This window comes from uncultured Thiodictyon sp. (assembly GCF_903828115.1).
Taxonomy (GTDB): domain Bacteria; phylum Pseudomonadota; class Gammaproteobacteria; order Chromatiales; family Chromatiaceae; genus Thiodictyon.
In genome coordinates this window covers 1-10,300 of record NZ_CAIKKU010000053.1, presented here as the reverse complement: position 1 = coordinate 10,300, position 10,300 = coordinate 1, and the positions used below count along the sequence as shown (strand labels likewise).

8 protein-coding genes and 2 pseudogenes are annotated in these 10,300 nt (G+C 67.2%); 3 read left to right on the top strand and 7 right to left on the bottom strand.

Going from position 1 to position 10,300, the window contains the following annotated elements; genetic code table 11:
• Window positions 1–153 precede the first annotated feature (153 nt).
• Genes rsmD through QZY48_RS01925 form a run of 3 tightly spaced genes read right to left on the bottom strand, consistent with a single transcriptional unit; the run spans window position 154 to window position 3,644 of the window.
• The gene (gene rsmD, locus QZY48_RS01935) at window positions 154–762 is read right to left on the bottom strand and encodes a 16S rRNA (guanine(966)-N(2))-methyltransferase RsmD (protein WP_295426983.1); all 609 of its coding nucleotides are present in this window, start codon (window positions 760–762) and stop codon (window positions 154–156) included.
• A complete protein-coding gene (locus QZY48_RS01930) occupies window positions 749–2,251 on the bottom strand; it encodes a pitrilysin family protein (RefSeq protein WP_295426980.1) in 1,503 nt (500 codons plus the stop codon). Before QZY48_RS01930 ends, rsmD begins: the two co-directional genes overlap by 14 nt.
• A complete protein-coding gene (locus QZY48_RS01925; protein WP_295426977.1) occupies window positions 2,241–3,644 on the bottom strand; it encodes a pitrilysin family protein in 1,404 nt (467 codons plus the stop codon). The genes QZY48_RS01930 and QZY48_RS01925 overlap by 11 nt, the downstream gene beginning before the upstream one ends.
• A 216-nt stretch (window positions 3,645–3,860) precedes the next feature.
• On the opposite strand from QZY48_RS01925, the gene QZY48_RS01920 reads away from it, so the two are divergent.
• Together QZY48_RS01920 and QZY48_RS01915 are read left to right on the top strand one after the other, a co-directional pair.
• Window positions 3,861–4,094 (top strand): addiction module protein, encoded by a 234-nt coding sequence (locus tag QZY48_RS01920; protein ID WP_295426974.1) that lies wholly within the window; start codon window positions 3,861–3,863, stop codon window positions 4,092–4,094.
• A gap of 2 nt (window positions 4,095–4,096) precedes the next feature.
• Window positions 4,097–4,381: a type II toxin-antitoxin system RelE/ParE family toxin gene (locus tag QZY48_RS01915; RefSeq protein ID WP_295426972.1), complete on the top strand. Its 285-nt coding sequence runs from the start codon at window positions 4,097–4,099 to the stop codon at window positions 4,379–4,381.
• Window positions 4,382–4,431: 50 nt separating this feature from the next.
• On the opposite strand, the gene QZY48_RS01910 is transcribed toward QZY48_RS01915, so the two are convergent.
• From QZY48_RS01910 to QZY48_RS01895, 4 genes and pseudogenes are all read right to left on the bottom strand, one after another.
• Entirely contained in the window at window positions 4,432–5,271 is an 840-nt protein-coding gene (locus QZY48_RS01910; RefSeq protein WP_295426970.1) for a shikimate 5-dehydrogenase, read from the bottom strand.
• Between the two features lie 172 nt (window positions 5,272–5,443).
• A complete protein-coding gene (locus QZY48_RS01905; RefSeq protein ID WP_295426968.1) occupies window positions 5,444–6,766 on the bottom strand; it encodes a hypothetical protein in 1,323 nt (440 codons plus the stop codon).
• A 198-nt stretch (window positions 6,767–6,964) separates the two neighbouring features.
• Entirely contained in the window at window positions 6,965–8,527 is a 1,563-nt protein-coding gene (locus QZY48_RS01900; RefSeq protein ID WP_295426965.1) for a type I restriction-modification enzyme R subunit C-terminal domain-containing protein, read from the bottom strand.
• A gap of 112 nt (window positions 8,528–8,639) precedes the next feature.
• Window positions 8,640–9,926 (bottom strand): annotated as a pseudogene (locus QZY48_RS01895) (DEAD/DEAH box helicase family protein); the annotation flags it as partial.
• Between the two features lie 238 nt (window positions 9,927–10,164).
• Between QZY48_RS01895 and QZY48_RS01890 the strand changes: the two are divergent.
• Window positions 10,165–10,299 (top strand): annotated as a pseudogene (locus tag QZY48_RS01890) (transcriptional regulator); the annotation flags it as partial.
• Between the last annotated feature and the right edge of the window lies 1 nt (window position 10,300).

Here is a 10,300-nt window from a genome sequence, read left to right as displayed (position 1 = left end):
CGCTAGCTCGATGGCCAGCGTGCGGGGCGGCGTAGTCAGGGCTTCCAGCCCTGACTGTTCCAGCCCCGACACCGTCAGGCCAGGATGGCCTGACTACGCACTTTCACGGTAAAGCCGCTCCCACAGCGTCGCTGCGCGACTGGCAGGTAACGGTCAGCCGGGAGGCGGGGATGAGGCCCCCCGTACCAGCGCCAACCCATATCGCACCTGCCCGGCGGTGCCCTCGCGCACCAGTTCCCAAGCCTGCGGCAGCGGCGGGAAGCCCGCCCGGTCGGCACTCTCCAGATAGACCCGGGCGCCGGGCGCCAGCCACCCGCGCGCGGCCAGCAGGGCGCAGGCGGGGGCGAGCAGTCCGTCGGCAAAGGGCGGGTCCAGGAACACGATATCGAAGGGCCTGGGCTCCCCGGCGAGCCAGGCGAGCGCGTCCGCCGCGATCACCTCCACGTCCGCGGCGGCGAGCGTCTGCACATTGGCAAGGAGTTGCCGCGCCACCGCCGCGTTGCGCTCGACCAGCACCACCCGGCCGGCGCCGCGGGAGGCGGCCTCCAGCCCCAGTGCGCCGCTGCCGGCGAATAGATCCAGACAGCGCGCACCGGGCAGCACCGGGGTGAGCCAGTTGAACAGGGTCTCGCGCACCCGGTCGGCGGTGGGCCGCAACCCCGGCTGATCCGGAATCGGCAGGCGCCGGCCCCGGTTGCGCCCGCCGATGATGCGCAGGTGCCCTGGGCCGGACCGGCCGGCGACCCCCTTAACCCGGCCCACCGGCGGCCGGGGCCGGGGCCGCAGCCGGATCAGGGACCGGGACCGGCGTCTGGTCACCCCCGACGGTGACGATGGCGAGCCGCTCCGGGTGGACGCGCCGCGCAAAGGCGTCGCGAATCTGCTCCGCGCTGATGGCGTTGATGCGGTCGGTGAAGCGGTCCAGATAGTCGAGCGGCAGCCCGTAGAAGCCGATGACCGAGAGATACGGGATGATCTCGGCATTCTCGGCGATACGCAGCGGAAAGCCGCCGGTCAGGTTCTTCTTGGCGGCGGTCAGTTGCGCGTCCGTCGGTCCCGCGGCGGCGAATTGCTTAAGCGTATCGACCAGGACCCCGAGCGCCTGCCCCGCCTGGTCGTTCTTGGTCTGGAGCCCCATCAGGAAGGGCCCAGGCTGCGCCAGGGGGATAAAATAGCTGAAGGTGTTGTAGGACAGCCCGCGCTTCTCGCGCACCTCGTCCATCAGGATCGACACCAGCCCGCTCCCGCCCAGGATGTGATTGCCCAGATAGAGCGCGAAATAGTCCGGGTCGCCCCGCGCCATGCCGGGTTGACCGGCCAGGACGTGGGTCTGGCTGGAGGGGAAGGCGAGCTGTTCCAGGGCGGCCGCGCCCAGGTCCGGGACCGTCGGCAGGGGGGCCGCGCGCTCCCCGGCCGGTAGGGTGCCGACCACCTGCTCCGCCAGGGCCTGGGCCGCCGGGCGGTCCAGGGCGCCGACGATGGCGACCACCGCATTGGCCCCGGTGTAGTAGCGGTCATGGAAGGCCTTCAGGTCCGCGGCGGTCAGGGCGCGTACCGATTCCTCGGTCCCGCTCGGGTCGGAGGCGTAGGGATGGCCGCCGAAGACTTGGCGGTAGAGCGCCTTCTGGGCGACCTTGGCCGGCTGTTCCTGCTCCTGACGCAGGCCGATCAGGGTATTCTCGCGGTTGCGCTCCAGGGCGTCCGCCGGGAAGCTCGGGGCCGCCAGCACCCCGGCCAGGGTTTCCAACGCGGTCGTGAGGGCCGGCTCCCGGGTCAGGCTGCGCACGGCGACCGAGGTCATGTCGCGGTCGGTGGCGGCGCTGAGCGAGGCGCCGACGTTCTCCATCCGCTCGGCGATGGTGTCGGCGTTCCAGTCCCGGGCGCCCTCGTTCAACATGCCGGCGGTAAAGGCGGCCAGCCCCGGGCGCTCACCGTCGCGTGCCGCGCCGGCGTCGAACACCACCCGCACATCGACCATCGGCAGTTGCGGCGCCGCCACGAACAGCACCCGGGCGCCGTTGGCCGTCTGCCAGGTCTCGATCTTGGGGCCTGCCTGGGCGGCGGTGCCGAGCAGCAGCAGGGCGGCCGCGAAGAGATTAGCCGCAAATGAACGCAAATGAACGCCAAAAAAGGAAGACGTGTGATTCGCGCGACCCCCGTAGGGTCCGCTGCGCGGACCAACGATCCCGCCGATACCGCGCCGGTCCGTGCTCCAGCGCACCCCGTTCAAGCGACTGGTCTCAACGTACATTGCCATGTCCTCCCAGCCCCGCCGGGGCCTTCTTCGGTTGCTTGCCGTCCACCGGCTGGGGGTCCAGGACGGCGACCGTGAGCCGGTCCTGGGTCAGGTATTTCTGCGCCACCGCCTGGACCTGCTCCGGGGTCACCGCGGCGAGGCGCTCCACATACTGGTCCGCCAGTTCCCAGCCGAGCCCGACCGTCTCCAGTTGCCCCAGCTTCACCGCCTGATTGAAGACCGAGTCCTGCTCATAGACCTTGTTCGCGATCAACTGGGTGCGGATACGCTCCAGTTCGGCCGCCGCCACCGGCTCCTGCTTGAGCCGCTCCACCTGGGCGCGCAGGGCCTGCTCCAGGGCCGGGATGTCGTGCCCCTTGGCCGGCACCCCGTCGAGCTGGAAGAGCCCGGGCAGCCGGCTGAAGGCGCTGTAGGAGGCGCCGGCCGAGGAGGCGATCTGGCTGCCCCGCACCAGTTCACGCTCCAGACGCGCACTGCTGCCCCCGTCCAGGATCGAGGACAGGACCTCCAGCGCATAGGGTTCCCAGGGGGCCGCGGCATCCACCACGGCCGGCGTCTTGTAGCCCATCAGCAGGTAGGGCTCCTTGGCCGGGGCCTTGACCTGGAGGCGCTTCTCACCGCGCTGCTCCGGCTCCGCCTGGGTCTTGGGCGGGGCCACGGTCTCCGCCTTGAGCGGGCCGAAATACTGCTCGGCCAGGGCAAAGACCTGTTCCGGCTCCACGTCCCCGACCACCACCACCGTCGCATTGTTCGGCGCATACCAGAGCCGGTACCAGTCGCGCAAATCCTCCACCTTGAGCTGTTCCAGGTCGCCGGCCCAGCCGATGACGGGGTTGCGGTAGGGCGAGGCGGCGAAGGCGACCGCCTCGAACTGCTCCCCGGTCAGGGCCTGGGGGTCATCGTCGGTGCGCATCCGCCGCTCCTCCGTGACCACGTCGCGCTCCTTGGCGAAGTCGTCCGGATCGAGCCTGAGGTTGCGCATCCGGTCGGCCTCCAGTTCGAAGGCAATCGCCAGCCGATCGCTCGCCAGATTCTCGAAATAGGCCGTGTAGTCGGACCCCGTAAAGGCGTTCTCCTCCGCGCCGTTCTCCGCCACGATGCGCGAGAACTCACCGGCCGGGTGCGCCGCGGTGCCCTTGAACATCATGTGTTCGAGGAGGTGCGAAACCCCGGTGATGCCCCCGTACTCGTAGCTGGAGCCCACCTTGTACCAGACCTGGGAGGTCAGGACCGGGGCGCGGCGGTCCGGCTTGACCAGGACCTTGAGGCCATTGCCGAGCTGCCGCTCGAAGACCTTCGGGGGATCGGCCAGGACCGTCAGGGGCGCCGGCAGGGCCAGGATCAGGGGTAAGGCGAGGAGGGCGCGGGCAATGGGTCGTCGGTGCATGGGGTCTTCCGGTGTCGGGCTTGACTGGCTCCCCATGGTGGGGGCGGCGGCCGGGTCCTGCCAGGTTTGCGGATGACAGTTTGGTCATGGGGCGCCTTGGAAGGGCTGGTGTCCGCGGCTTGTCGCCAGGCGAGCTCGCGCGTATCTTTGTGAGCGGTTCAAACCGAACACGTCATAGCTGCCAACTGACTACCACGCCCAGGGGAGGCCCAGGTGATGCAAACCAACGCTCAGCAGATCATCGACGACGCCCTGCGATTGGACTCCCATGCGCGCGCGCTGATCGCGGAGACATTGCTTGAAAGCCTTGACATGGAAGCAGATTTTGAGGTCTCTCAGCAATGGCGCCAGGAACTCGCGCGGCGTTGCGCGCAGATCGACGCCGGTGAAGTTGCGCTGATCCCCGGAGACTTGGTGCTGGCCGGTCTGCGGGCGAAATACGGACAGTGACGGTGCGGTGGCATCCTGCCGCGGCGGCAGAGGCGGACGCCGCGGCCGGGTATTACCGCGACCAGCGGTCCGACTTGGCGCGCCGGTTTCTGAACAGCCTTGACGAGGCCCTGGACCGTATCTCGCTCAACCCCCTGATCTACCGCGAAGTTGAGCCCGGAGTGCGCAAGTGCAAGCTCCAGACCTTTCCTTATGCTTTGATTTTCCGCGACCAAGACCCTGAGATTGAAATTGTGGCGGTTATGCACGTCAGACGGGAGCCTGGTTACTGGAAGGCACGGTTGTAGAAGTTGCAACAAAAAGCACTCTGAATGCGGCCTCGCCGACCGCAATCGCATCAGCGCTGCGCGACCGGCGCCTCCCCGGCATAGGCGATGGCCTGTTGCACCTGCTCCCCGGTCGGGTGCTGTCCGGTATAGAGGACGAATTGCTCCAGGGCCTGGATGGCGATGACCTCGGCGCCGGTGATGACCTGCTTGCCCAGGTCCCGGGCGGCGCGGATGAGTGGGGTCTCGGGCGGAATGGCGACGACGTCGAGGACGATCGTCGCGGTCGCGATCCGTGCGGGTTCAAAGGCGAGCGTTGCGGCCTCCGGGCCGCCCGTCATGCCGATAGGGGTGGCGTTGATCAATAGCTCGGCCGCGAGGTCGGCGGTTTCGGCGCGCCATTCCAGGCCATAGCCCTGGGCCAGTGACTGCCCGGCGGTCCGGTTTCTGGCGATGACGCGGCCGTGCCGGAAACCGGCATCGTGCAGGGCGCAGACCACCGCCCTGGCCATGCCGCCGCTGCCGCGGATGGCGAAGCGGGCGCTGGGCGGGACCTGATGCCGGTCGAGCAGGCGCCGGATGGCGATGTAGTCGGTGTTGTAGCCGCGCAGCCGCCCGGCGTCATTGACGATGGTGTTGACCGCGCCGATCGCGGCGGCGGCGGGGTCCAGCTCGTCCAATAGCGGGATACAGGCCTCCTTGAAGGGCATGGAGATGGCGCAGCCGCGGATGCCCAAGGCGCGGATGCCGTTGATGGCGGCCGGCAGGTCAGTGGTGGTGAAGGCCTTGTAGATGTAATCGAGATCCAGGGCCTCATAGAGAAAGTTCTGGAAGCGGGTGCCGAACTGACCCGGTCGCGCGGACAGTGACATGCACAGGCGGGTGTCTTTGCTGATGGGTCTGGTGGGCATGGCGTGGCTCCAATGGGGAAGAAGAGTCTCTCACAAAGACACAAAGACACAAAGAAAAACAGATCATTGAAGGCGTTGGGCCGATCATCGGCCGGGTGACCTCCTCGACCGACATATCGCTTTGAAAATCTTTGTGATCTTTGTGTCTCTGTGAGAGAATTATTCTTTCACGTCACCCACCGCGCCGTAACTGTTCGGTGAGCTTTTCAAACTCGCGGCGCATCTCCAGGTTCTCGAAGGGCCGCAGGGCCGGTACCTGGCGGTTCATCAGCCCTTCCAGCAGCCGCCGGCTGGACTTGACGAGCCCGACCAGTTCGCCTGAGACGCGCACCGTCTCGAAGGTGTTCCAGGCGGCGGCGATGTCCTTTTCCAATTCCAGCCGGGCGCGCATGACCTGCGCCTTCTGGTCGTTGAGATATTGGCGATAGACCCCGGCCGCCTCGATCGTGAGCCGCTGCGCCTCCAGGTTGGCGGCGAGCAGTTCGCCCTTGCCCGGGGAACTGCGCTGGAGGTCCCGCGTCTCGCCGGTGAGTTGCTCGGCACGGGTGATGATGGCGTTGATCTGGGGGATATACTGCTCGCCGATCGCCTCCTCGATCTTCTGGTGCATCCGCTCCAGGGCACGCAGCAGGACCACATACATGCCGTAATAGCGCCGTGCGCTCTGCAGGTCCTCGCCGCTCTGCGCGACCAGTTGTTCCAATTGGTTGGTCACCGATTTGACATTGTCGAACAGGATGCCGAGATCGACCATGTTGTCGCCGACCACGGTGGAGAGCAGGAATTCCACCTGTTCATCGCTCAGGTCCACCCCCAGTTGGCGCACCGCCGCGGCGAATTCACGCTTCACCTGGGCGAGTTGCTCGGTGAGCCGCTTGATCTGCGCCTCCTTCTCGGCGATCAGACGGTCGTAGTCGGCCACCGTGCGCTTGATGGTGGACTCGGTGGGGGCGGCAACCCGGTTCTGCCGGTAGTCGGCGATGGCCGCGCGCGCGGCGTCGATCTCGCCCTGGATGGCGCGGATGCGCTCGCGAAAGCGCTGCACCGGCGAGGTCGAGAGGATGGTGACGGCATCATCGAGCAGGGCCTCGATCTGCGCCTGGTTGGAGACCTTGTCGGCGCTGAACCAGGCGCTGTCCGGCAGGGCAGTGCGGCGCTCCTCCAGGACCAGGGTCTCCTGTAATTTGGGCACCACGCCCTCCCAGACCTGGGGGAAGCCTTGGGGCTTGGGACCCATCAGGCCCCCCGCGTCCTGGACCGCCTGCCCCGCCAGGTCGCGCGAGCGCTGCCACCAGGTCCCGGCCGTGTCCCGGGTGCGTTGCCAGAGGTCGGCCGCGTTACCGGTGCGGTCCGGGGCCGGCGCGGTGGGCGTCGGGGCCGTGCCGGGCGGGGGCGGGAGGGCGAGCGGGGTGCCCTCCGCGGCCCGCGGGGCGCCCGGGGACGTGAGCAGGATGGCGAGCAGGGGCCAGGCGGTGCGCGTTAGGGGATAAAACATGTGAGCCCTGTGTCGAAGGTGTCGGCGGCGCTTGCTGCCGCGGGGCGGCCGTGAGCGGGTGGCGCAGATTGTAAGCCGATGCGGGGTCTGGGGTGCGGTGCGCTTGGCGGGCCTTGGTCCGCCAGGCGCAGGTGCGCGGCGGCGTCGGGTATCATGCCCGCCTGTTGACCAGTCCGACCGGCCCGGTGCCCGCAGGGCTCAAGCCGCCGCGCGGCCCCCGACATCCCGCAACACCTGCACCAGCACCCGCGCGTCCTCCAGCGAAAAGACCCCGGCCACACCCTGATCGTCGAAGTCGGTAAAGGGGCTCTCGTAGAGGCGCCGCGGGTCCATGGCCCCACGCTCGGTCAGGTGGTCCAGGACCAGGTTGATGAACTCGATCTGGTTGGCGGTCAGGGTCCGGCCGGTCATGAAGCCCGCCAAGGCCTCCTTGGCGGCGTCGCGCTCCAGGCCCACCAGGGAGCGGATGAAGAGGCCGATGCCGCCCTCGCCGCGGATACGGTCCAGGTCCTCGTCGACCGCGATCCCCTCGGCCACGAAGATGCGCTCCAACTCGGTCAAGTCCAATGGGGTAAGCTGCTCGTTGCGCCGCAGCTTTCGGATGGTGATGTGGTCCTGGTGCCGGCTTAGGAATTGGCGGACCTTCATCAGGAAGCGGGACTTGTCGGTACCATAGCCGGCATGGGGGTTGGCAATCGCCAACGCCTCACCGATCTCGTCCGCGAAGTCGGTGTAGACGATCTTGCGCGCCCGCGGCTCGATCAGCTTGACCAGGTCGCGCAGCCGGCGCCGCAGGTGCTCCAGCATCCCCGCCGTGAGGTCCTGCCAATACTCATCGCTCTGCACCTGCGCGATGAATGACAGTTGCGCCTTCACCATGGGCACATTGCCAAGCTCCTCCAGTTGCGCCGCGATCCCCCTGATCCGCGCCTGCAGGCCCGCGAATGCGAGGTCCGCGCGCAGCACGGCAAGTTGTGTCATCAGCACCAGCAGATCGAACTGCTTGGCCGCCAGGTCGTCGTCCACCAGGGCGCTCGGCAGTCCGGCCAGATGTTCGGCGAGTTCGGTGCGCTCCGCGCTGGGCAGCCGGTCCCAGGCCGTCTTGTCCTGGTACTTTTCGACGTACCGGCGTTTGGGGCGGACGATGAAGTTGTCGAGGGTCATGCCGGCGACCTCATCGAACAGCCGGGCGGCCAGGCTGGCGCGCAACTGCATCAGTTCGCCGGTCTCGGTCCCGGACGGGCGATCGGCGTCCTCGATCTCCCCGAACACGTCGAGGCGCGTCTTGAACAGGCGCGCGCTCAATGACTCGCCGGGCGCCGCGTCGGTGAGGTTCGGGTTCTGGTTGAAGAACTCGAAGTTCTGGCAGAAATCGAAGATCAGGAAGTGCTCCTTATGCAGCCCCGGGCCGAAGAGGTCCGGACACAGCCGCGTGCCCCGCCCCATCATCTGCCAGAACTTCGTCTTCGAGCGGACGATCTTGAAGAAGACCAGGTTCACTACCTCGGGCACGTCGATACCCGTGTCCAGCATGTCCACCGAGATGGCGATATGGGGGGCCTTGTCCTTGGTCGAGAAGGCGTCGATCAGCGACTGGGCATACTCGGTCTGGTGGTCGATGACCCGCGCGAAGTGCCCCTTGAGATGCGGCCAATTGGCATCGAAGCGCTCGCTGATGAAGGCCGCATGGGCGTGGTTCTTGGCAAAGATGATCGTCTTTCCCAGCCGGTCCCCGTTCTCGACCTTGAGCCCGTGGGTCATGACATGCGCCAGCACCTTGTCGACGGTGTCTGTATTGAACAGCCACTTGTTCAGGGCCGAGGCGTCCACCCTTCTCCGTCACCAGATTGACCGGTGCCACATGGGGCAGATGGGCCTTGAAGGCAGCAACCGCCTGGTTCACCAGGGCCACCCGGTCCGCCAGGAACAGGGCGCGCTTGGCCCAGCCGGCGCGCATGAGCTGGTCGATGAGTGCGATCACGGTCCGGGTCTTGCCGCCGCCGGTCGCCATGACCAGCAGTGCCTTGCGCAGGTTGTCCAGCTCGAAGGCCTCGTCGATGCGGCGGATGGCGCGGGTCTGATAGAAGCGCCCGGCGATGGCCTCGTCGATGGCGACCGTGCCCAGCGACTTGCGGGAGGTGCGACGCAGGATGAGCAGCTCAAGCTCAGCCTGCTTGAGAAACCCCTGGATCGGGCGGGGCGGGTGACCGGCATCGTCCCAGATCCAGTGCTCATAGCCGTTGGTATAGAAGATGATCGGCCGGCGGCCGTACATGGCCTCCAGGCAGTCCGCATAGAGTTTGGCCTGTTGCCGGCCCACCCGCGCGTCGCGCTTGGTGCGCTTGGTCTCGATGATCGCCAGCGGCCGGCCGTCCGCGCCCCAAAGGACATAGTCGACAAAGCCCTCGCCCGTGTTGTTCGGCATCCCGGTGACCGGAAACTCCCGGTCCCGTACCTGATCCAGCGGCCAGCCGGCCTCGCGCAGCAGCAGGTCGATGAAGACATCCCGCGTCTGCGCCTCGTTGTAGTCGTGGTCGTCCGGGATCGCCTGGTTGGCCTTCTTGGTGGCGGCGACCTCTAAGCGCAGCCGCTTGATCTCGGCATCCAGCGTGTCACGCTCTTGCTGGGTCTGGATGCGCGCCGCCTCGGCTGCTTCCTGTGCCTTGGTCTGCTTCTCGAATCCGTCGGCAATGGCCTGCAAGCCGGCGAGGGTCTTCGCCTCCACCAGTTGGGTCTTGGGCAGGGCCTCGGCGGAGAATTGAAAGCCGGGTTGCGGCTTGGCACCCTTGGCGTAGGTGTGGGCCAGCCAATAAGAGAAGTGAAACAGCTCCCGCAGGGCCACGGTCGCGGTATTCTCCGACACGGCGCGGCTGTCGTGCACCGCGCTGTTGCCGAAGTCCTTGATCAGTTTCGCCTTGGTCACCAGCGCATTGCCGACCAAAGTGCGGAAGCTGCCCTCGTGGATCAGGGCGGACAGTGCGTCGTCGTAGGGCGTGCGCAGGGTCCCGTCGTGCTGGTACAGCCACTTGACCGCCGTCTCCAGCGCGAGCCGGGTATAGAAGCAGGAGCCGCGCGGGTCGGAGAGGGCCAGGACCTCGGCGCGCTGGGCGTGCTCGTAGACCGGGGTGAATTCGGCTTTGAGGAACGAGAACTGGGACATAGGCGCGGCCGGTTGTCAGAGGGTGGCACGGGACAGAGGCGTATTCTCGTTCCCGCGCTCCAGCGTGGGAATGCAGTCAGGCCGCTCCAGCGGCCCGTCTTCCGGTGTAAGACCACGCGACGTTGGAGCGTCGCGACTTGCTCCCAGGATCCAGCGTTGGAGCCGGTGAAATTCTCTCACAAAGGCACAAAGACACAAAGAAGAAAAGGAATGATCACGCCAAGGCGCCAAGCTCGCCAAGGCGTCCGGCCTCACCCGCGAGGCGCTCTATCGGGCGCTACGCGAGAACGCGCAGCCACGCTTCGACACCATCAACCGGGTGTGTCACGCGCTGGGGGTGAAACTGGTGGCGCAGCCGTTGACACCGGTCTGAT

Excerpts from the sequence above, each read along its gene's own strand:
- QZY48_RS01905 (WP_295426968.1), bottom strand. The coding sequence starts at position 6,766 with ATGTTTTATCCCCTAACGCGCACCGCCTGGCCCCTGCTCGCCATCCTG.
- QZY48_RS01920 (WP_295426974.1), top strand. The coding sequence starts at position 3,861 with ATGCAAACCAACGCTCAGCAGATCATCGACGACGCCCTGCGATTGGAC.
- QZY48_RS01930 (WP_295426980.1), bottom strand. The coding sequence starts at position 2,251 with ATGTACGTTGAGACCAGTCGCTTGAACGGGGTGCGCTGGAGCACGGAC.
- QZY48_RS01910 (WP_295426970.1), bottom strand. The coding sequence starts at position 5,271 with ATGCCCACCAGACCCATCAGCAAAGACACCCGCCTGTGCATGTCACTG.
- QZY48_RS01900 (WP_295426965.1), bottom strand. The coding sequence starts at position 8,527 with ATGACCCACGGGCTCAAGGTCGAGAACGGGGACCGGCTGGGAAAGACG.
- QZY48_RS01925 (WP_295426977.1), bottom strand. The coding sequence starts at position 3,644 with ATGCACCGACGACCCATTGCCCGCGCCCTCCTCGCCTTACCCCTGATC.